18 protein-coding genes and 3 pseudogenes are annotated in these 20,866 nt (G+C 73.0%); 6 read left to right on the top strand and 15 right to left on the bottom strand.

Annotation, left to right across the window (positions count from 1 at the left end):
- Positions 1–65: 65 nt before the first annotated feature.
- Complete coding sequence (locus tag FBY22_RS09760; RefSeq protein ID WP_142144173.1) at positions 66–2,435, top strand: excinuclease ABC subunit UvrA; 2,370 nt, start codon at positions 66–68, stop codon at positions 2,433–2,435.
- 13 nt (positions 2,436–2,448) lie between these two features.
- On the opposite strand, the gene FBY22_RS09755 is transcribed toward FBY22_RS09760, so the two are convergent.
- Entirely contained in the window at positions 2,449–2,859 is a 411-nt protein-coding gene (locus FBY22_RS09755) for a VOC family protein (protein ID WP_142144171.1), read from the bottom strand.
- 127 nt (positions 2,860–2,986) lie between these two features.
- The gene (locus tag FBY22_RS09750) at positions 2,987–3,424 is read right to left on the bottom strand and encodes a PPOX class F420-dependent oxidoreductase (protein WP_260844769.1); all 438 of its coding nucleotides are present in this window, start codon (positions 3,422–3,424) and stop codon (positions 2,987–2,989) included.
- A gap of 93 nt (positions 3,425–3,517) precedes the next feature.
- Between FBY22_RS09750 and FBY22_RS09745 the strand changes: the two genes are divergently transcribed.
- The 3 genes from FBY22_RS09745 (at position 3,518) to FBY22_RS09735 (ending at position 6,860) form a co-directional block, all read left to right on the top strand.
- The gene (locus FBY22_RS09745; RefSeq protein WP_142144167.1) at positions 3,518–4,108 is read left to right on the top strand and encodes a TetR/AcrR family transcriptional regulator; all 591 of its coding nucleotides are present in this window, start codon (positions 3,518–3,520) and stop codon (positions 4,106–4,108) included.
- Positions 4,105–5,553 (top strand): MFS transporter, encoded by a 1,449-nt coding sequence (locus tag FBY22_RS09740; protein WP_142144165.1) that lies wholly within the window; start codon positions 4,105–4,107, stop codon positions 5,551–5,553. The genes FBY22_RS09745 and FBY22_RS09740 overlap by 4 nt, the downstream gene beginning before the upstream one ends.
- A gap of 74 nt (positions 5,554–5,627) precedes the next feature.
- Positions 5,628–6,860 carry a serine hydrolase gene (locus FBY22_RS09735; protein ID WP_142144163.1) on the top strand — a complete coding sequence of 411 codons (1,233 nt, stop codon included), beginning with the start codon at positions 5,628–5,630 and terminating at the stop codon, positions 6,858–6,860.
- A gap of 3 nt (positions 6,861–6,863) precedes the next feature.
- Here the strand turns inward: FBY22_RS09735 and FBY22_RS09730 are convergent, their stop codons facing one another.
- The 4 genes from FBY22_RS09730 to ribA form a co-directional block, all read right to left on the bottom strand.
- Entirely contained in the window at positions 6,864–8,015 is a 1,152-nt protein-coding gene (locus FBY22_RS09730) for a saccharopine dehydrogenase family protein (RefSeq protein ID WP_142144161.1), read from the bottom strand.
- The gene (locus tag FBY22_RS09725; RefSeq protein ID WP_142144159.1) at positions 8,008–9,069 is read right to left on the bottom strand and encodes a saccharopine dehydrogenase; all 1,062 of its coding nucleotides are present in this window, start codon (positions 9,067–9,069) and stop codon (positions 8,008–8,010) included. Before FBY22_RS09725 ends, FBY22_RS09730 begins: the two co-directional genes overlap by 8 nt.
- Positions 9,066–10,211 (bottom strand): FAD-binding oxidoreductase, encoded by a 1,146-nt coding sequence (locus tag FBY22_RS09720; protein ID WP_142144157.1) that lies wholly within the window; start codon positions 10,209–10,211, stop codon positions 9,066–9,068. Before FBY22_RS09720 ends, FBY22_RS09725 begins: the two co-directional genes overlap by 4 nt.
- Positions 10,212–10,281: 70 nt before the next feature.
- Positions 10,282–10,941, bottom strand: coding sequence for a GTP cyclohydrolase II (ribA, locus tag FBY22_RS09715; protein ID WP_142144155.1), 660 nt, complete (start codon positions 10,939–10,941; stop codon positions 10,282–10,284).
- A 38-nt stretch (positions 10,942–10,979) separates the two neighbouring features.
- Between ribA and FBY22_RS09710 the strand changes: the two genes are divergently transcribed.
- A complete protein-coding gene (locus FBY22_RS09710; RefSeq protein WP_142144153.1) occupies positions 10,980–11,744 on the top strand; it encodes a creatininase family protein in 765 nt (254 codons plus the stop codon).
- A 134-nt stretch (positions 11,745–11,878) separates the two neighbouring features.
- Here the strand turns inward: FBY22_RS09710 and FBY22_RS44760 are convergent.
- From FBY22_RS44760 to FBY22_RS09685, 5 genes and pseudogenes are all read right to left on the bottom strand, one after another.
- Positions 11,879–12,997 (bottom strand): annotated as a pseudogene (locus FBY22_RS44760) (YbhN family protein); the annotation flags it as partial.
- Complete coding sequence (locus tag FBY22_RS09700) at positions 12,997–14,157, bottom strand: class I SAM-dependent methyltransferase (protein WP_260844767.1); 1,161 nt, start codon at positions 14,155–14,157, stop codon at positions 12,997–12,999. The pseudogene FBY22_RS44760 and the gene FBY22_RS09700, both read right to left, overlap by 1 nt.
- Positions 14,154–15,344, bottom strand: a complete 1,191-nt coding sequence (locus FBY22_RS09695) for a glycosyltransferase family 4 protein (protein ID WP_142144149.1) — start codon at positions 15,342–15,344, stop codon at positions 14,154–14,156. The genes FBY22_RS09700 and FBY22_RS09695 overlap by 4 nt, the downstream gene beginning before the upstream one ends.
- Positions 15,341–15,739: a 6-carboxytetrahydropterin synthase gene (locus FBY22_RS09690; protein ID WP_142144147.1), complete on the bottom strand. Its 399-nt coding sequence runs from the start codon at positions 15,737–15,739 to the stop codon at positions 15,341–15,343. Before FBY22_RS09690 ends, FBY22_RS09695 begins: the two co-directional genes overlap by 4 nt.
- A 167-nt stretch (positions 15,740–15,906) precedes the next feature.
- Positions 15,907–16,887, bottom strand: a complete 981-nt coding sequence (locus tag FBY22_RS09685) for a zinc-binding alcohol dehydrogenase (RefSeq protein WP_142144145.1) — start codon at positions 16,885–16,887, stop codon at positions 15,907–15,909.
- A gap of 106 nt (positions 16,888–16,993) precedes the next feature.
- Here FBY22_RS09685 and FBY22_RS09680 point away from each other — a divergent pair, with 106 nt between their 5' ends.
- A complete protein-coding gene (locus FBY22_RS09680; RefSeq protein ID WP_142147487.1) occupies positions 16,994–17,770 on the top strand; it encodes a CDP-alcohol phosphatidyltransferase family protein in 777 nt (258 codons plus the stop codon).
- 76 nt (positions 17,771–17,846) lie between these two features.
- On the opposite strand, the gene FBY22_RS09675 is transcribed toward FBY22_RS09680, so the two are convergent.
- From FBY22_RS09675 to FBY22_RS09660, 4 genes and pseudogenes are all read right to left on the bottom strand, one after another.
- Positions 17,847–18,284 carry a GNAT family N-acetyltransferase gene (locus FBY22_RS09675; RefSeq protein WP_142144143.1) on the bottom strand — a complete coding sequence of 146 codons (438 nt, stop codon included), beginning with the start codon at positions 18,282–18,284 and terminating at the stop codon, positions 17,847–17,849.
- A gap of 38 nt (positions 18,285–18,322) precedes the next feature.
- Positions 18,323–18,752: pseudogene (locus FBY22_RS09670) on the bottom strand (MFS transporter); the annotation flags it as partial.
- Positions 18,749–20,320: an ABC transporter permease subunit gene (locus FBY22_RS09665; RefSeq protein ID WP_142144141.1), complete on the bottom strand. Its 1,572-nt coding sequence runs from the start codon at positions 20,318–20,320 to the stop codon at positions 18,749–18,751. The gene FBY22_RS09665 and the pseudogene FBY22_RS09670, both read right to left, overlap by 4 nt.
- A pseudogene (locus FBY22_RS09660) lies at positions 20,295–20,753 on the bottom strand (GNAT family N-acetyltransferase); the annotation flags it as partial. The gene FBY22_RS09665 and the pseudogene FBY22_RS09660, both read right to left, overlap by 26 nt.
- Positions 20,754–20,866: the final 113 nt, after the last annotated feature.

Genomic DNA, 20,866 nt, shown 5'->3' with positions numbered 1-20,866 from the left:
GCTGCCCCCGGGGCTCGCCTAGCCTGACCGTCACGGGCGTCACCCGCGCTACGGATGGAGAGACGATGAGCAAGGTCCCGGCACCCTCGCAGCACGCCGCCGACAGCCATGACCTGATCCGCGTGCACGGTGCGCGCGAGAACAACCTCAAGGACGTCAGCGTCGAGCTCCCGAAGCGCCGGCTGACCGTGTTCACCGGTGTCTCCGGCTCCGGCAAGAGCTCTCTGGTGTTCGACACGATCGCCGCCGAGTCGCAGCGGCTGATCAACGAGACCTACAGCACCTTCGTGCAGGGCTTCATGCCGACCCTGGCCCGCCCCGAGGTGGACGTCCTCGACGGCCTGACCACCGCGATCAGCGTCGACCAGCAGCGCATGGGCGCCGACCCCCGCTCCACCGTCGGCACCGCGACCGACGCCAACGCGATGCTGCGCATCCTCTTCAGCCGCCTCGGCAAGCCCTACGTCGGCCCGCCCGGCGCGTTCGCCTTCAACGTGCCCTCGGTCTCGGCGGCCGGCGCAATCAAGGTCGGCGGCGCCAAGAAGGCCCAGAAGGTCACCTTCAACAAGGTCGGCGGCATGTGCCCGCGCTGCGAGGGCCGCGGCGCGGTCTCCGACCTCGACCTCGCCCAGCTCTTCGACGACACCAAGTCGATCAACGAGGGTGCCTTCACCGTTCCCGGCTACACCGGCGGCGGCTGGAACTCCCGCCTCTACGCGGAGTCCGGTTTCTTCGACCCCGACAAGCCGATCCGGAAGTTCACCAAGAAGGAACTGCACGACCTGCTGCACCACGAGCCGGTCCGGATGAAGATCGCGGGCATCAACATGACCTATGAGGGTCTGATCCCGCGCATCCAGAAGTCGATGCTCGCCAAGGACAAGGAGGCGATGCAGCCGCACGTGCGGGCGTTCGTGGAGCGGGCGGTCACCTTCACCACGTGCCCCGACTGCGACGGCACCCGGCTCGCCGAGCACGCCCGCTCGGCACGGATCAAGAAGATCAACATCGCCGACGCCTGCGCCATGCAGATCAGCGACCTGGCCGAGTGGGTGCGCGGGCTGACGGAGCCGTCGGTGGCGCCGCTGCTCACCGCGCTGCAGCAGACCCTCGACTCGTTCACCGAGATCGGCCTGGGCTACCTCTCCCTCGACCGCCCGGCGGGCACCCTCTCCGGCGGTGAGGCGCAGCGCGTCAAGATGATCCGTCACCTCGGCTCCTCCCTCACCGACGTCACGTACGTCTTCGACGAGCCGACCATCGGCCTGCACCCGCACGACATCCAGCGGATGAACGACCTGCTGCTGCGCCTGCGGGACAAGGGCAACACGGTGCTGGTCGTGGAGCACAAGCCGGAGGTCATCGCGATCGCCGACCATGTCGTCGACCTCGGCCCCGGGGCCGGCACGGGCGGCGGCACGGTCTGCTACGAGGGCACCCTGGAGGGGCTGCGCAACAGCGACACCATCACCGGCCGCCACCTCGGCGACCGGGCGGCCCTGAAGGACACGGTGCGCAAGGCGACCGGCACTCTGGAGATCCGGGGCGCGCGCACGCACAACCTCCAGGGCGTCGACGTCGACCTGCCGCTGGGCGTGCTGTGCGTGATCACCGGTGTCGCCGGTTCCGGCAAGAGCTCGCTGGTGCACGGGTCGATCCCGGCCGACGCGGGTGTGGTGGCCGTCGACCAGAGCCCGATCCGCGGCTCCAGGCGCAGCAACCCGGCGACGTACACCGGGCTTCTCGACCCGATCCGCAGCGCGTTCGCCAGGGCCAACGGGGTGAAGCCGGCGCTGTTCAGCGCCAACTCCGAGGGCGCGTGCCCCACTTGCAACGGCGCCGGCGTCATCTACACCGACCTGGGGATGATGGCCGGTGTCTCCAGCACCTGCGAGGACTGCGAGGGCAAGCGGTTCGACGCGTCGGTGCTGGAGTACCGCTTCGGCGGTCGGGACATCAGCGAGGTGCTCGCGATGCCGGTGGCCGAGGCGGAGGAGTTCTTCGCGACCGGCGAGGCGCGCACCCCGGCCGCCCACCGGATCCTGACGCGGCTGGCCGACGTCGGTCTCGGCTACCTGGCCCTGGGCCAGCCGCTCACCACCCTCTCCGGCGGCGAGCGGCAGCGCCTGAAGCTGGCCACGCACATGGGCGACAAGGGCGGCGTCTACGTCCTGGACGAGCCGACCGCCGGCCTGCACCTGGCCGACGTCGAGCAGCTGCTCGGCCTGCTGGACCGGCTGGTGGACGCCGGGAAGTCGGTCATCGTGGTGGAGCACCACCAGGCGGTGATGGCCCACGCCGACTGGATCGTCGACCTCGGCCCCGGCGCCGGCCACGACGGCGGCCGGATCGTCTTCGAGGGCACCCCGGCCGACCTGGTGGCGGCACGCTCCACCCTGACGGGGCAACACCTGGCCGCTTACGTGGGCAAGTGAGCCGTGCGCGCGGCTAGTTGTTCGACCAGCCGCGTTCGCACAGCACCAGGCGGTAGCCGTCCGGGTCCTCGACGGTGACGCCCCAGCGGTTCCAGTACGGGTTGGGGGACGGGACCCGTTTGCCTCCGTGCTGCTCCAGCCGCGCCACGAGGTCCTCCGGGACCGGCCCGTCGAGGTAGACGACGAGCAGGTCCTCCTCGGTGGGCCGGGGCTCGACCGGGGCGGCGGAGTCGTGGACGAGCTCCAGGTGCCACCCGGCGTCCGGCCAGCCGACCATCAGCAGATCGTGCTCGCCGGGTTCGGCACCGCCCTCGGTCCGCCATACGACGCTCAGCCCGAGCCCCGCCACCCAGAACCGCTCGGCGGCGGCGAGGTCCCGCGAGGGGCGGGCGACACGGATGTGGCTGCGGCCGTTGACGGGCATCGAGGTCTCCTCCTGAGCTGCGACGTCTCCTCGAGCAGCCTAGGCAGGGTGTGATCGCCGGACCATGCGACATCCGTCCTGCGGCCACGGACCTAGGACCCGGTCCACAGCCGTGGGGCGGCCCGTTTCAGCCCTGGTTGGCGCCCTTCGGGATTCCGTACGCCCGTTCCACCTTCAGCCGCAGCACCAGCCGGCCGTCGCGCACCATCGCGGCGCGGAAGTCGTCCCAGTCGGGGTGCTCGCCCAGGACGGCGCGGTAGAGGCGGACGAGTTCCTCCACCGTGTCGTCGTGCGGGTCCTTGGCGACGGGCGAGAGGTCGGCGGTGCCCTCGACGACGGTGTAGGCGCGGCGGTCGGGGCTGGACACGTGGTACGACACCCTCGGGTCGCGGCGCACGTTGCGGGTCTTGGCCCGGTCGTCGGTCACGGAGATGCGGATGATCCGCTCGTCCGGGTCGTAGTGGTGGCTGACGTTCGACAGCTGGGGGCGGCCGTCGCGCTTGAGGGTGACCAGTACGCCGCCGCGATGGTCCGACAGCAGCTCGAGCAGTGTGTCCTGAGTCATATCCGGGTCAACCCCTCCGGCGCGGCGGCGCATTCCCGGCTTCCACGGGCCCGAGGGTAGACAGTGTCTACGAATCATTGGTAGACAGTGTCTATGCCTCAATCGTCAAAGCCCGACCCGGAGACGGGACTGCGGGCCCGGCTCGTCGGCGTCGGTGTGGAGCTGGTCGCCCGGGAAGGGGTGCAGGCGCTGACCCTCCGGGAGATCGCGCGCCGGGCGGGTGTCTCGCACGGGGCGCCGCGACGCTACTTCCCCACCCACGTCGAGCTGCTGTCGGCCATCGCCCGGCGCGGGTTCGCCGACCTGGCCGAGCGGGCCACGGCGGCGGTCGGGGCCGGTACGGCCTCACCGCGCGAGCAGGTGGCGGAACTGGGGCGCGTGTACCTGGAGTTCGCGCTGGCCAACCGCGGAATGTACGAGCTGATGTTCCGTCACGACCTGCTGGAGAGCGGCCACCTGGGCCTGCGGGACACCAGCATGCCGCTGTTCGGCGCGCTGGTGGAGCTGGTCGGCCGGGCCCGCCCCGAGGCGGACGCCCGGGTCGTCGCGGGGGCACTGTGGGCGAACATGCACGGCATCGCCCAGCTCTGGGTCTGGGGAAGCCTCCAACTCGCCACAGAGACAGAGGACTTCACGCCGTTGCTGCGCGCAGCGCTGGACGCGCACCTCGGGGCCGAGGCGTGAGCCGGCAGCGCGCCCTGGCGCTGACGGGCAGCGTCGTCGGAGCCGTGGTGGTCGCCCTGGACGGCACGGTCCTCTCGGTCGTGCAGCCGACCCTGCGGCGGGACCTGCACGCCTCCTTCGCACAGGTCCAGTGGACCAGCACGGGCTATCTCATCGCGGTGGCGGGCCTGCTGGTGTTCTCCGGGCGGCTCGGGGACCGGTACGGGCACCAACGGCTGTTCGGCACCGGCATGCTGGGCTTCGGAGCGGCCTCGGCGGGTATCGGCCTGGCCCCCGGGATCGGCTGGGTGATCGCGCTGCGGGTGGTCCAGGGGGTGTTCGGCGCGCTGCTGCAGCCGGCCACGCTGGCCATGCTGCGGGCCGCGTTCCCACCGGACCGGCTGCGGATGCCGATCGCCGTACGGACCAGTGCGATCGGGCTGGCGGCCGCGACGGGACCCGTATTGGGCGGGGCCCTGGTGGCCGGCCCGGGATGGCGCGCCGCCTTCTTCCTGAACGTCGTACCGACCCTGACCCTGGGCGCCCTGGCCCTCGCCTCGCGCGGCGGGACGGGGCGACCGCACGGGGCCGGACTTGGCGCACCCTCCCCCCGGCGAGCGCACAGGACCGGCCCCGACACGCTCTCCCCGCGCCCGGCCGTCTCCCTCGACCTGCCCGGTGCCCTGCTGCTGGCGCTGGCCCTGGCCGGCCTCGTCCAGGCTCTCGTCGGTCTGCCGGAACGGGGCTGGACCCCGGCGAGCGGTGCCGGGGCCGCGGTGGCCCTCGCTACGGGCGCCGTCTTCGTACGGCACGAACGGCGGGCCGCGAGTCCGCTGGTGCCGCCGGACCTCGTCGGCTCGGCGGGCGTCGGCCGGGCGGTCGGCGTCCTGGTCATGGCGTCGGCCGCGCTGCAGGGCACCTTGTTCACCGCCACCTTCCTGCTGCAGAACGCCCTCGGCGTCGGCCCGCTGCGCATGGCCCTGCTCAGTCTGCCGCTGGCGGCCCTGATGATCCTCGCCGCGCCGTGCTGCGCGGTGCTGCTGCGCCGGTTCGGCGCCCGGCGTACGACGGTCACGGCGATGGCGGTGCTCGCCGCCGGGATCGTGGTCCTGGACCGCGCCACGGGCACCCTCGCCTTCTGCGCCGGGTTCGGTCTGCTGGGCGCCGGCTTCGGCACGGTGATGGTGGCGGCCACCCACGTCGTCGTGCGGGAGGCGGCGGTCGAGTCGGCCGGGGTGGCGGGCGGGCTGAAGCAGACGGCGATGAACGTCGGGCCGGTGCTGGGCGTGGCCGTGGCGACGACGCTGATGGGATCGCACGCGGGCGGCGCGCGGCTGCCGCTGATCGTGCTCGCCGCCGTGGCCGCGGTGGGGGCGGTCTTGGCCGGATCCCTGCCGGAACGTTGCGCCTTGATGATCAATCCTGGTCAACCCGGGGACCGTTCCGGTGTTCCTGCGCGACGATGAGTTCTGAGGTCAGGGCGGCGGGATATGCGGGATGTCCCGTCCGCCACCTCGACGAGCGCATTCGGAGGAGAGCGATGGCACAGCTGCGGCAAGAGGTCGACCCGAGCGAGGTCGGACTGGACGCGAAGGCGCTGGACCGCCTCGACCAGCACCTCGCCCACCACGTCGACGACGGGCGCGTGCCCGGCTTCCTGGTGGCCGTGGCCCGCGGCGGACGCGTCGCCCATCTGACCATGCTCGGCCGCCGCGACGTCGCGGCCGGGCTGCCGGTCGGGCACGACACGCTGTGGCGGATCTACTCCATGACGAAACCGGTCACCTCGGTCGCCGCGCTGATACTCGTGGAGGAGGGCCGGCTGTCGCTGGACGACCCGGTCGCCCGTCATCTGCCGGCCTTCGCGGACCCACAGGTGTACGAGAGCGGCTCCGGCGCCGACGTGCGCACCCGCCCGGCCCGCGGCCCCATCCTGATCAGGCACCTGTTGACCCACACCGCGGGCCTCACCTTCGCCTTCTACCGCTCCCACCCGGTCGACGCCCTCTACCGCGCGGCCGGCCTCGAGTCCTCGGTCGTACCGGGCACGGACCTGGCGCGGACGGTGGACGTGTACGCGAGCCTGCCGTTGCAGTTCGAGCCCGGGACGCAGTGGAACTACTCGGTCGCCAGCAACGTCCTCGGCCGGGTGATCGAGGTGGTGAGCGGGCAGTCGCTCGACGTGTTCTTCGCCGAGCGCATCCTCGGCCCGCTCGGCATGTCCGACGCAGGCTTCCAGGTCACCGACGAACAGGCGCCGAGGCTGGCGGAGTTGTACGGCGAGACGGACTCCGGCGGCATCGAGCCGGTGCCCGGGCTGCCGCTGCGCGGCGGGCGGCCCCGTCTGCTGTCCGGCAGCGGCGGGATGGTGGCCTCCGCGTACGACATGCACCGCTTCATGGAGCTGCTGCGCCGGCGGGGCGAGCTCGACGGCGTCCGTCTGCTGGCCCCCGAGACCGTGGACCTGATGACCAGGAACCACCTGCCCGGCAACGCGGACCTGCGTTCCTTCGGCTCCCGCCCGGCCCACGACGAGCCCAACAACGACGGCGTCGGCTTCGGCCTCGGCGTCTCGGTCGTCATCGACCCCGAACGCACCCAGGTCCCGTCGACCCTGGGCGCCTACGGCTGGAGCGGCGCGGCGACGACGACCTTCTGGGTGGACCCCGTCCATGACCTGACCGTCCAGTTCATGACCCAGGTCCGCCCGAAGACGTCCCTGAGGATCGTCCCGGACCTCAAGCGCCTGGTCCACGAGGCCATCACCGGCTGACCGCTAGGGAGCGAGACGGAGGCCGAACCCCACTCCCTCGGACCTGAGTTCGTCCAGCCACTCCTCGGAACGGGCCGCCGTCCCGGCGGCCCTGTTCAGCCCCGCCGGCAGGCTTTTGTCCAGGATGTGCCGGACGCCCAGGGCCAGCGGGCGCGACACGCAGCGGGCCATGGCGCTCTCCCGCGCGTCCCCCACCAGGTCGAGGAGGTAGCTCCCCGACCAAGTGCGGTCCTGTGCGCGCACGTCCAGTGACACGGCGAGGACGACCCGGTCGCGGTCGGCGTCCGTCGTCGGGTGGCGGGCCGCCAACTCCCGTGCAAGGGCGGCGATCCGCGCGTCGTCGCCGGCCTTCAGCTCCTCGAACACCGCGTCCCAGGCCCGCAGCCAGCCGTCGAGCCGCAGGGTGCCGCGGACGAAGGACCGAGCCCGCCAGGCCGCCGGAAGCCCGTACTGCTCGACGAAGGGCACGCTGTCGCGGTTGGGGTAGACCTCGAAGGGCTCCCCGTCGAGGACATGGGTGCGGGTGGCCTCCCACGGGCGGTCTACGGTGGTCTCGGCGCCCTCCTCGATGTAACGGGCGGGCGAGCGCAGGGCGTTGAGGACGCCTGCGGGAGCCCAGCTGAAGCGGTACCTGAAGTCGTTCGGGACGGCGGGTATGCCGCCGCAGTACGAGGTGAAGGTGTACGACGCCGGGGTGCCCGCGCCGATGGCCGCGCCGGCGCGGGCGACCAGGCTGTGGGCGAAGAGGTGGTCGATGCCCGGGTCGAGCCCGGCCTCGGTGAGCACGACCAGGCCCGATCGCGCTGCCCGCGGCACCTGTTCGAGGACGGCGTCCGAGACGTAGCTGGAGCAGGCGAAATGGGCGCCGCCCGCGACACAGGCGGCCAGGATTCCGGCGTGCTCCGGCGCGGGCAGCATCGACACGACGATGTCGCCGGGCGCCAGTTCGGCGGTGAGCGCGGGGAGCGTGTAGGCGCGGGGCTCGGCGCGCGAGCCGAGCCCGAGGCGGTCCAGGGCGTCCGCGGCCCGCGTCTCGCTGCGATGCCACAGACGCACCCGCCCGGCCGTCTCGCACAGCCGGGCGAGCCCGCTGCCCGTGGACAGTCCGGCGCCGATCCAGTGGACGGTGCCGGACGCGGCGACGGGCTCAGCCACGGCCGGAGTCCCCTTCCGTGACGCCGAGTTCACGGCAGGCCTGGTGGAACCGGTCCAGACAGCGTCCCCACGGCCCGCCGACGGAGAAGTCCAGCAACTGCGGCACCAGGGCGGACGAGAAGTCCGTGCTGGACTCCCGCGGCAGCAAAGACGGCAGGTTGTCGATGGCGATGAGGTCCAGATGGGGTTCCTTGCGCAGCCGGCGCACCGGCTCGTCCCAGTCCGTGGTGCGGTCGTAGACCGGCAGGACGTTCAGCGGCGAGCCGACGTCGCAGGTGACGTCGCACAGGGTGCGCAGACGGCGGCCGGGGTCGTCGAGGTCCTCCTCGCGCACGAAGGGCGGGATGGGCGAGGTGGCGAGGACCGCGTTCACCATGACGTCGTGGGCGAGCAGGGCGGGGCGGTCCAGGTCACGGGTCTCGGCGAGGTCCCAGCAGGTCGGGTCGATACCCGCGACCTGGAAGGCGACCCGCGCGCCGCGGCCGCTGCGGCCCAGGGCACCGATCACCAGCGCGGTGAGCTCCTCGTCCCCGTCGGCCCGCCGGAGCCTGTCGTCCAGCTCCTCCTTCGACCCCGGCGTGAGCGGGACGGCCAGCCTGCCGCGGTGCTGGAGCACGGCCAGGGCGGCGCCCAGGTAACCGGCCCAGAAGCCGAAGGCGGCGAGACGACGGCCGTCGTCGTCGACCAGGTACTCCAGGTCGAGCAGGGCCCCTCCTCCGGCGGCGAAGCGCCGCAGCAGGGTCTCGGCCCCCGGCTGCCGCTTGTAGGCGTGCCCGAAGAAGATATGGCGGTGCGGCAACTCACCGGGCTCGTCCGGGAGTTCCTTCAGGCCCAGGATCACGGCGTCGTCCGGCGCCGACACCCACGAACCCGCGGGCGCGACGCCGCAGCCCGCCGCCTCGTACTCCTCGATCGGGAAGATCCGCTGCGGGGACTCCTCCACGGTCAGCGTCACCCCCGCCTCGACGAGCCGCCGGGCGTCGGACGGCACGAGCGGCGTGCGGCGTTCGGTCGTACGGGCCTCGTGGCGCAGCCACAGGTGGAGCTCGGTCATACGAGATTGACCTCCGGGCGCGGGGCGTCGGCCGCGAAACGGTCGGCGCTCAAGGGGCGGACGTCCACGAAGGGTACGCGGCCCAGGTACAGGTCGCGGATCACCTCGCCGACGGCAGGACCCTGGAGGAAGCCGTGTCCGGAGAAGCCGGTGGCGTAGAGGAAGCGGGAGACCGAAGTGGCCTCGCCGATCAACGCGTTGTGGTCGGGAGTGATCTCGTACAGGCCCGCCCAGCCGCCGGTGCGGCGCAGGTCGAGCAGGGCCGGGGCGCGGCGCTCCATGGCCGCGTACAAAGCGGGGATCCAGCGGTCGTGCGTGTCGGTGGCGAAGCCGGGCCGCTCCTCGGGATCGGACATCCCCAGAAGGAGGCCTGGGCCCTCGGCGTGGAAGTAGAGGCTGGTGGTGAAGTCGATCGTCATGGGGAGGCCGGGGCGGGACTCGGCGAGGGGTTCGGTGACCGCGATCTGGCGGCGCAGCGGCACGACCGGCAGGTCGACGCCGGCCATCGCGCCGACCGCCCGCGACCAGGGGCCGGCCGCGCAGACGACCGTGTCGGTCGCGATGCGGCCCAGGGTCGTGGCGACGCCGGTGATCCGGTCGCCCCGCAGTTCGATGCCGGTGACCTCGGTGTGCCGCAGGACGCGGGCGCCCAGGGCGCGCGCTGCGGCGGCGTAGCCGTGCACGACCGTCTCGGGGGTGCAGTGGCCGTCCTCCGGGGAGAAGGCGGCGGCGAGCAGACCGTCGGTGCTGATCAGCGGGGAGAGCCGGCGGGCCTCCTTCGGCGTGATCATGCGGCTGGGCACGCCCAGGGAGTTCTGCAGCGCGACGCTCCGCTCGAAGGAGGCGACCTCTTCCGGCGTCGACAGCAGGAACAGGTAGCCGACGCGGTTCAGCCCGATGTCGTACCCGAACTCCTCGTGGAAGCGGCCGAACGCCTCCAGGCTGCGGGCCCCGAGCCGGATGTTCAGCTCGTCGGAGAACTGCGCCCGCACCCCGCCGGCCGCCTTCGACGTGGATCCGGAGGCGAGTTCGTCCCGTTCGACGAGGACTACGTCGCGGACACCGGCGGCGGCGAGGTGGTAGGCGATGCTCGCGCCCATCACCCCGCCGCCGATGATGACGGCACTGGCCTGCGTGTTCACCGGCGAACCTCCCGGGGATGTCGGGTCGTCCCCTCTTCCTGTCCCCGCCCGCCGGCCCGTAAGCGCGTGTTCAGGACAGGTGGGCCAGGGCGTCCAGGTGCGGCAGCACGTGGTCGAGCCGTTCCCGCTTGGTGCGCAGGTAGGTGATGTTGCTCTCGCACGGCGGGATCAACAGGGGTACGGTCTCGGCGACTTCGATGCCGTGCTCGACCAACGCCTCGCGCTTGCGCGGGTTGTTGGACATCAGGCGTACGGAGTTCACGCCCAGGTCGTGCAGGATGCCGGCGGCGACACCGTAGTCGCGGGCGTCGACCGGCAGCCCGAGCGCGAGGTTGGCCTCGACCGTGTCCAGGCCCTCCGCCTGCAGGGCCATCGCCCGCAGCTTGGCGAGCAGACCGATACCGCGGCCCTCGTGGCCCCGCAGGTAGACGACGATGCCGCTGCCCTCGGCGACTACGGCCTTCAGCGCGGACGCCAACTGGTCCCCGCACTCGCAGTGCTGGGAGCCGAACGCGTCACCCGTCAGGCACTCGGAATGCAGCCGGGTCAGGACGTCGTCCGTGCCGATCTCACCGTGCACGAGGGCGACTTGTTCGTCACCGCGATCGTGATCGATGTAACCGACCGCCCTGAATTGTCCGTACACCGTGGGCAGCGGGGCATTCACTATGCGTTCCACGCCGGTGCGCTTCGCGGTCTTCTTGCCGAGTACTCCGATTTTATCTGTCATGATTCGATTCCTAAGCAGAGACGAAAGGCCGTGAAGAAATGAGTGGTTCGGGCGCACGTACGGCGGCGGACGGGCTGGTGCCGGCGGACACCACGGAAGAGGTACGGACCAGGGCGGCGGGTGTCTCAACGCAGGTCGCGGTCCTTCCGGTGGGAAGCTTCGAACAGCACGGTCCGTTCCTTCCGCTGGCGACCGACACGCTGGTCGCCTGTGCCGTGGCCCGGGAGATCGCGGCGGCGTACCCGGTGCACCTCCTCCCTCCGGTGACGATCTCCTGCTCGCACGAGCACGCGGGCTGGCCCGGGACCGTCAGCATCTCCTCTGTGACCCTTCATGCGGTGGTGAGTGACATCGCGCAGTCCCTGCGCCGCTCCGGCGTCGACGCCCTGGTGGTGGTCAACGGGCACGGCGGGAACTACGTGCTGGGCAACGTCGTTCAGGAATCCTCCGCCCGCGGCGAGCACATGGCGCTCTTCCCGGCCGTGGAGGACTGGGAGACGGCGCGGCAGCGGGCGGGGGTGACCACCTCGCTGCTGACCGACATGCACGCGGGAGAAATCGAGACCTCCATCCTTCTGCACGCTCACCCGGAATTCCTCCGGCCCGGTTACGAGACCTCCGATTTCGTCGCGGACGACCGTCGTCATCTGCTCACCCTCGGTATGTCCGGCTATACCGATTCGGGCGTCATCGGACGGCCTTCGCTGGGCTCCGCCGAAAAGGGGAAGGAACTGCTGGCGAGCCTCGCGGAATCCTTCGGCGCGTATTTCTCGCTCCTCACCTCGGAGGAAGGACGCGAATAGCCGGTGCCGGGTTCCGGGGCCTGCCCGGAACCCGCCCGCAGCCCCGTGTACCAGCGGGCGACGAGGACGACCGCGCCCGGCAGGGCGGCGACGAAGCTGAGCACGCCGTACACGACGGCGACCGCCACGCCGCTGCTCGCACCGAGTCCGGCCGCGCCGAACGCCCAGGCGGTGACGCCCTCACGGGGGCCGAAGCCGCCGACGTTCAGCGGCAGCCCCATGGCCACCAGTGCCAGCACCGCGAGCGGGATGAGCGCGGCGACGGAGGCCGGGGAGCCGGCGACCCGGGCGGCGAGCACGAACATCCCGATGTGACCGGCTAGGACGAGCAGCGAGGAGAGCGCGACGCCGGGTCCGTTGCGGCGGGAGAGCAGTCCTTCGCGCGCCTCCGCGAGGCTCGCGCGCAGGGCGCGGCCCCGGCGCGGGTCGGCGGTACGGTTCATCCGCAGCGCCAGGACGACGGCCAGTGCGCCGACCACCGCGAGCAGGACGGGCGGGGCGAAGCTGCGGACCTCGGCGCGCACGGGGGACGGCATCGTCAGCAGCACCGCGCCGCCGACGACGGTCAGCGCGACCTGTCCGGCGACCCGTTCGAGGACGACCGACCGTACCCCGCGGCCGAGGTCACCGGCGTCCTTGCCGTGCCGGACGGCCCGGTGCACGTCCCCGAGGACACCGCCGGGCAGGGCGGCGTTCAGGAACAGCGCGCGGTAGTAGTCGGCGACGGCCGCCCCGAGCGGCAGCCGCATCTTCAGGCTCCGGGCCACCAGCGCCCAGCGCCAGGCGCTGAGCACGGTGGTGACCACACCGGTCACGAGCGCCAGCACCAGTGTCGTCGCGTCGATCCGCCGCAGCCCGTCCAGCAGCACACCGGTACCGAGGTGCCACAGCAGGGCCCCGAGGATGACGACACCCGCGACGGTCCCGAAGTGGCGGCGCAGAACAGGGGAGTTGAGCCGCGCCAGGGCCCCTCGCCACCACGACCTGCCGTTCGCGGCACGGTCGCGCTCCTCGCGGAGGGCGACTTCCGCGGCCCGAGCCCGCAGGGCCGACTCCCGCGCCGCCAGACAGGCGGCCCCGTCGTCCCACACCTCGACCACGACGGAGGCGGCACCGGCAGGCGCCGGCACGGCGGCCCCCTCGACACGAGGGTTCACCGGCGCGTCAGAAGCGGCAGCCACGCCCCGCCCGGCTTCCGCGACACCCCCTCGGTCGGCGGGCACCGCGACCGTCCGCACCGTCTCCACGCTCATCACGCCCCGCCCGTCGGGCGGGACATCGCCAGGAGGTCGCTGTGGTGGACGGTGACGTGCAGTTCGCCGGCCTCGCAGGCGGCCAGGCGGTCGCGCAGATACCGTTCCGCACGCGCCGCCAGCTCGGGGCGTTCCTCGACGGCCGCCCCGACCCAGCCGCGCAGCCACTGGGCCGTCAGCTCGGCCTCGCCGGGACCGAGCCGCCAGGGGCTCGGGTTGACCCGTACCGTGGCGCCCCGTTCCGAGAAGACCTCGCAGGCGACGTCCACCGCGTCCGGGCCGAGCAGGCCGTCATGGCGCTGGTGGGCGTTGAACACCTCGGTGATCTCCGCGTCCATCGGGTCGGCCGGCGTGAGCTCGACACGGCCGGCGACGGAGAGCGTCAGCAGGGCCGGACAGCCCGCCCCCGTGCAGGCGTCGGCCAGGGTCTCCAGATCCTCGCGGGTAAGGACGTCGAGGAGGGCGGAGGCGGTCACCAGGGAGGCCCCGGCGAGACCGTCGGCGGTCAGCCGGGCGACGTCGCCGCGGCGGGTCTCCACCGAGACCCGGCTGCCGTCGGCGGCGGACCGCGGCGAGGCGACGGCCGCGAAGTGCAGCAGGTACGGGTCGCGGTCGTGCAGCACCCAGTGCTGGGCGCCGTCGAGGCGGGACGCGAGCCAGCGCCCCATGGAGCCGGTGCCGCAGCCGAGGTCGTGGATGACCAGCCCGGCCTTGCCCGGCAGGTTGGCGAGCCGGATGCGCAGCGGGTCGAGCAGGTCGTGCGAGCGGGCGGCGGCATCGGCGGGTTCGCGCAGCTCCAGCCACTCGGGGGCGTAGCGCGGGGGCTCGTCCGGCCCGGTCTCGCGCAGGCGTACGGTGGCGCGCTCGCCGGACCCGGCGGGACCGGCTCCGGGGATCACGGAACCGGCGGCGACCGCCGTCGGTTCCGCGCCCGGCGCACCGCCGGATGCGGGACCGGCGCCCGCTGCCGGGCCGTCCGTGCCCTGCGTGCCCTCCGCCACGGAACCCACCGCCTTCGCCTCGTGCGCCCCGGTCTCCGTGGGCACATCCGCCGTCCGTGTCACCATCTGCCGTCCCTCCCCCACCGTCTCCCGCATGTCCCTCGGCCCCGGCTGCGCCGGGATCGTCCCCCCGGCCCGCGCCGGTACGGTCCTGTTCATGCCGCCCTCTCGGGCTCGCTCGGCAGCCGGCCCAGCACTGCGGCGAGGCTGCGTGCCGTGGTCGCCCAGCCGTCCAGGGCGGCCCGTCGGCTCCGGGCCGCGGCCTTCAGCCGGCGCCTCACGTCGGCCTCGCCGAACCAGCCGCGCAGTTCGGCGGCGAGGGCGGCGGGGTCCTCCGGCGGCACGAGGATGCCGGGCACGCCGCCGTCGGGGGCGCGGCCGACCGCCTCGGGCAGGCCGCCGACGTCGGTCGCGAGCACGGGGATGCCGCGCGCGAGGGCTTCGGTCACGGCCATGCCGTACGTCTCCGCGTAGGAGGTGAGGACCATGAGGTCGGCGGAGTTGTAGCTGGCGTCGAGCTCGGCGCCGGCCTGCGGGCCGGCCAGCTCGATCCGGTCCTCGAGACCGTGCTCCCGGATGAGCTGCCGCAGTTCGGCGACGTACTCCGGGTCGTGCCCGAGCCCGCCCACGCACACGCAGCTCCACGGCAGTTCGGCCGCCGCGGCGAGCGCCTGCACCAGCCGGTGCTGGCCCTTGCGCGGGGTGACGGCGGCGACGCACAGCAGCCGCGAGACTCCGTCGGTGCCGGAGGCCAGGGGCGCGATGTCGGCGCCGGGGGCGGCGACATGGACCCGCTCGGGGGCGAGGCCGTGGTGGGAGACCAGCCGGCGGACCGCCCACTCGCTGGTGGCGATCACGGCGGGCACGGCCCGCAGCACCACCCGCTCCTTCGCGTCCAGCTCGGCGGCCACCGCGGGCTCCAGACCCGTCTCGTCACCGAGCGGCAGATGCACCAGCACGGCGAGGCTCAGCCGCTCGGTCTCCGGTACGACGATCTCGGGCACCCCGCAGGCGACCAGCCCGTCCAGCAGGACGACCGTCCCGTCCGGCAGCTCCCGCAGGGTGCGGGCGAGCTCCGCGCGGGCGGCCGCCCCCGGCCGGGGCCACTCCCCCGCCACGGCGTGCTTGTGCACCTGCCAGCCGAAGCCGGGCAGGTCCAGGCTCACGCGCCGGTCGTAGGCGTTGCCGCCGCTCGGCGCGGCCGGGTCGTCGACGCCGCCCGGCATCACGAAGTGCACGGAGCGCAGGGACATGGGGATGATCTCGGCGTTCTTCAGCGCGGGGTGCTGTACGGGAACGTATCCGAGTGCCGGATGCGCCGTCTTCTCCAGGGTCACGTCGGTCACAGGGCACGCTCGTAACTCGCCCAGGCGATGTGCGACTCGTGCAGGGTGACGGTGATCCCGGCGATGCCCTTGGCGCCCTCGCCGAGGGCGCCCTTCTCGATGCGGTCGGCGAGCCGGTCGGCGATGACCTTGGCCAGGAACTCCGTGGAGGTGTTGGTCCCGGCGAACTCGGGTTCGTTGTCGAGGTTTCTGTAGTTCAGCTCGCTGACGACGGCGCCGAGTTCCTGGGTGGCCAGTCCGATGTCGACGACGATGTTGTCGTCGTCCAGCTGCTCGCGCCGGAAGGTGGCGTCCACCAGGAACGTCGCTCCGTGCAGGCGCTGCGCGGGTCCGAAGACCTCACCGCGGAAGCTGTGGGCGATCATGATGTGATCGCGGACGGTGACACTGAACAACGGACGACCCTCCAGGTGCGGCGCGTCTGGCCCCCCGGCAGTCGGTCGCCGGGGGATGCCGTGTAGTACGGCTCTTCGGTTGCCCGCGTTCAGCCGTCCCTCACTCTTTTCTCAGGTCAGGCGGTCTTGCCCCGGTCCCGGGAGTCGTCCCTGATGGAACGACCGCGTCAGAGTGTGTCCTCGTACCGGATCCGGTGGCACAGCGCGGGCAGCTCCCCGGAGGCCAGCTTCGGCATGAGGTCCGGCAGTTCGTCGAAGGCGGACTCGCCGGTGACGAGGGCGTCGAGCGCCGGGTCGGCGAGCAGTTCGAGGGCGAGGGCGAGCCGGTCGGCGTAGCTCCGGCCGGCGCGGCGGGGGGAGACGGTGCCGACCTGGCTGGAGCGGATGACGAGCCGGCGGGAGTGGAAGGCCTCGCCGAGCGGGAGGGAGACCTTCCGGTCGCCGTACCAGCTGAGTTCGATCACCGTGCCCTCGGCACGGAGCAGTTCGAGGGAGCGGGCGAGCCCCTGCTCGGTGGCACTGGCGTGGACGACGAGGTCCCGCTCGCCCTCTGCGTCCGCCGGCAGGGCGAAGTCGACGCCGAGGGCCCGGGCGACCCTGGCCCGTGCGGGGTCGGCGTCCACGAGCTGCACCCTCACGCCCGGGAAGCGCGCGAGCAGTGCGGCCACCGAGCAGCCGACCATGCCGCCGCCGACGACGGTGATCCGGTCGCCGATCAGGGGCGCGGCGTCCCAGAGGGCGTTGACGGCGGTCTCCACGGTGCCGGCGAGGACGGCCCGCTCGGCGGGCACGGTGTCCGGTACGACGGTGACGGCGTCGGCGGGTACGACGTACCGGGTCTGGTGCGGATAGAGGCAGAACACGGTCCGCCCGGCCAGTCCGTCGGGCCCCTCCTCCACCACTCCCACGTTCAGGTAGCCGTACTTCACGGGGGCCGGGAAGTCGCCTTCCTGGAAGGGGGCGCGCATGGCCGCGTGCTGGCTCTCGGGCACTCCGCCCCGGAAGACGAGGGTCTCCGTCCCACGGCTCACACCGGAGAAGAGTGAGCGCACCAGTACCTCGTCCCCCGCGGGTTCCGGCAGGTCGACGTCCCGTATCCGGCCCTCGCCCGGGCGATCCAGCCAGAACGCGCGTGCGACGCGGTTCATCGACGTCCTCCTGAACGATCGGGAAGTGGTTCACGTACCGAGGTGTGCACAGGCCGCGCACAGTACGCGGCGTGATCGACTCTGTCACATGGCCGGAGGGTGTGCGGTGGCCCTGAACAACACTTACGACGCAAGGCTGGTCCAGCAGGAGACCGCTGTGGGAGCGGGCGTGCAGATCCTGTTGCTGGCCCTGCTCGGTACGGCGATCGGCATGGGGCCGGCGGGCTGGCTGACCGGCCTCGCCTTCGCCGTCGCCACGTGGGCGGTGCTCTCCCGGGCGCTGCACCGCACCCGGCCGCGTTCCTTCGGCCCGGCCAACCGGGTGACCCTCGGCCGCGCGACCCTGGTCGGGGGTGTGACCGCCCTGGTCGCCGACTCCTTCGAGAGCTCACCGCCGGTCACCGTCTTCGTCGGTCTCACGGCCGTCGCCCTGATCCTCGACGGTGTGGACGGCAAGGTGGCCCGCGCCACGGGCACCTCGACGCCGCTGGGCGCCCGCTTCGACATGGAGGTGGACGCGTTCCTGATCCTGGTACTGAGCGTGTACGTCTCCATGCAGGAGGGCCCGTGGGTCCTGCTGATAGGCGGGATGCGCTACGCGTTCGTGGCGGCGGCCCGCGTCTACCCGTGGCTCAACGCCCCGCTCCCCCCGAGCATGGCCCGCAAGACGGTGGCCGCGATGCAGGGCGTCTTCCTCCTCCTGGCCGCCTCGGGCTACCTCCCCGCAGCAGCCTCCTTCGCCGTCACGGCCCTCGCCCTCACCTCCCTGACCTGGTCCTTCGGTCGCGACATCCACTACCTCCACACCACGTCCCGCATCCGCGAGGCCGAGGTGGAGGAAATGCTGGAACTGGCGACGGAACGGGAGAAGGTGGCGTCCTGAGCGGCGGGACGGGCGGGGGTGCCGTTCGGAGCGCCGGCACGAGTGACGGTGCCGTGCTCGGCGAGGTGCCGCCTCCTCATCCCCCGACCGGGTACCGGTACACGGTCGATCCGCGCTGCTGGAAGCCGAGCCGCTCGTAGAGCCGGTTCGCCGCCTCGCGGTCCGGTCGGGAGGTGAGGTCGACGGTGCGGGTTCCGGCCTCGCGGGCCAGTCCCAGCGCCTGTTCCATCAGCAGCCCGGCGATCCCGTGACCTCGCGCAGCCTCGTCGACGATCACGTCCTCGATCCGGGCACGCAGCCCGGACGGCAGCGGCACCATCGTCAGGGTCAGGGTGCCGACGATGTCGTGGTCGGCACGGGCGACGAGGACGGTGGTCGCGTCGGACGCGAGAAGGCGGGCGAGGGCCCGGGCGTCGAGCGGCCGCGCGGAACGGGACAGTTGCGGCAGCAGACGTCCGAAGGCTTCGACGAGTTCCTGGTCCGCTTCCCGGACGGTCTCCACCTGGATCTTCATGGCGGCGAGCCTAGTGGCGCGGTAGGAGTGCGGTCGCCGCCAGTGGTACGGCCGCCAGGGCCAGCCACGGTGCCGCCGGTGGGAGTCCGGCGTCCAGGAGGGTGCCCGTCGCGGCGCTGCTCCAATGCCACTGCCTGCCGGGCGGCTTCGGACTCCACGGCGGGGGAGAACAGCGCGGCGGCGAAGCCGATCAGCAGCACCGACCCGATCACCGCCCAGGTCTCGCGCGCGAACCCGAGCCACACGAACCCGGCGATCCGCAGCGCGCACCCGGCCGGCACCACCGGCCGTATCCCGTACCGGTCGGCCAGTGCCCCGCCCACCACGAACAGCCCCTGCTGGCTGAACGTCCGCAGCGAAGAAGCCGAGGTTGAAGGCGAGTTGGGTGAGGATCAGCAGCCTGAGCACGGGGGTGAGGCGGGTGCCGCCCTTCTCGGCCCGTGGCAGGCGGATCGTCGGTGACGTCATCTCGCGCCCGCCGGCTCCCGCGCGCGGGACGGCTGTTCCATGGCGGCTTCCGTCGCAGAACGCCGTGGCCGCCGTACTCCCCCGGCCGCGCTCACCGCCAGCGCGCCGAGCAGCGCGAGTACCGCGGCCGGGGCGAGGACCGCCCAGGGGGCCCGCTCGGCGTAGGGCTGGTTCTCGGCGAGCAGCAACCCCCATTCGGGGGAGGGCGGTTGGGCCCCCAGTCCGAGGAAGGCCAGCGAGGCGAGGGCGAGAGCGGTGCCGGGCAGCCGGAGCAGGGCGTGCCGGGTGACGGGCGGCAGGACGGCCGGCAGCAGCGCGCCCCGGAGCAGGTGCCGGCGGCACGCGCCCAGCCCGCGGGCCACGGTGACGTGCGGCGCGGCCCGCTCCTGCCGCAGCAGTGCGGAGGTGTGCGCGGCGAGCGGCGCCCAGGCGACGGCGCTCACGGCGATCGCCGGCGTGGCCGGTCCGCTGCCCGCGACGGCGGTCACCAGCAGCGCGCCGAGGACGGGCGGTACGGCGTTGAGGGTGTCGGCCAGCGGCCCGGACAGGCGGGGCAGTGCCCCGAGCACCAGGCCGGCCAGCAGGGAGACGGCACCGATGGCGACGGCGAGCAGCAGGGTGTCGAACGCGCCGTGGGCGACCCGGCCGAGCATGTCGCAGCCGAGCGCGTCGGTCCCGAACGGGTGGGCCCAGGAGGGTGGTCGGAGCCGCCGGCCGGTGTCGAGGGCGACCGGGTCACGGGGCAGGCCGAGGGCGATGACGACGAGCAACGCCCCGCCGTGAACGAGGGGTTGGGCGCCGCGTGCGGGCGGCGTGGGCCGGTGCAGGGTGGGCAGGGCGCCGTCGCGCAGGGCGGGGCCGGTCAGCAGGCGGGCGGCGAGCCGGGCGGCGCCCGCGGCCGCGGCGGCGAGCAGGACGAGGACGAGGGTGCCGGCCTGCAGGACCGGCAGGTCCTGGGCGAGGGCGGCCTGGAGAGTGGTGCGGCCGAGGCCGGGGATGTCGAAGATCTGCTCCACGGCGACGGATCCGCCGGTCAGCCCGACCACGAACAGGCCGAGGTTGGGCAGGAGTCCGGGCAGACAGCGGTGCACCGCGTGCCGGGCGATGCACCGGCGGGGCAGTCCGCGGGCGACGGCGGCCACGGCCCAGGGCTCGGCGAAGGCGCCGGGCAGCAGGTCGTCGAGGAGCCGCCCGAGGACGGCCCCGGCGGGCAGGCCGAGGGCGAGCGCGGGAAGCACGGTCCAGCGGGGCCCGTACCAGCCGAGGGCGGGCAGCCAGCCGAGTTGTACGCCGACGACGGTGGCCAGCACGGACGCGGTGAGGAACTCGGGCAGCGCAGCGAGGACCGCGGAGCCGCCGCCCGCCCGTCGCCGCCCGCCCCGCCGGTACAGGGTGCGGGCGCACACCAGCGCGGCCGTGCCCGCGGCGGCCACGAGGGCCACCGCCATCAGCAGCAGGGACACGCCCAGCGCCTGCAGTACGGCGGGTGCGACCGCGGCACCGGAGAGCCACGAGCGGCCCGCGTCCCCGTGCCACAGTCCGCCGGCCCACTGGCCTAGCAGGTGCAACGGCGCCCGGCACCGCCGGGTCGGTGTGCAGGTAGACGGAGCGGTAGCCGCCGTCGGCGGCCGCGAAGGCGAGGAGTTCGCCGACCAGTCGGCGGGCGAGCCCGCGGCGGCGGTGCTCGGGGCGGACGTAGACGCGGCGCAGTTGGGCGGTCTCGCCGGAGGGGTAACGCTCGGCGAGCCGGCGCGGGTTCGGCGGGTGGGCGGGGCCGCGGGAGTCCAGGGCGGCGGTGGCGGCGACCTCGCCGCCCGGGGCGAGCGCCACGAGCAGGGCGTGCCGCTCGGGGGCGAGGTAGGCGGCGGCCGGATCGACGATGTCGCCGTGCCATCGGGGCACGTAGCCGGTGCCGAAGTCGCGGTACACGGTGTCGAGCATCACGGCTCGCGCACCGTCGAGGTCGTCCGGGCCCGCGGCCCTGATGCAATCATCATGCACTTGCACATCATCTGCATTAAGCAGTCCGCCTTGATCATCGCGATTTGACAGAACCTCGGAAGCTGCCTACAACCTAGCCACATGACATTCATTTTCAAAACTGGGTCGGACCG

Origin of the sequence: Streptomyces sp. SLBN-31 (assembly GCF_006715395.1) — a bacterium.
GTDB lineage: Bacteria > Actinomycetota > Actinomycetes > Streptomycetales > Streptomycetaceae > Streptomyces.
The sequence above is the reverse complement of the archived record's forward strand: the minus strand, read 5'-3'. Positions and strand labels throughout refer to the sequence as shown.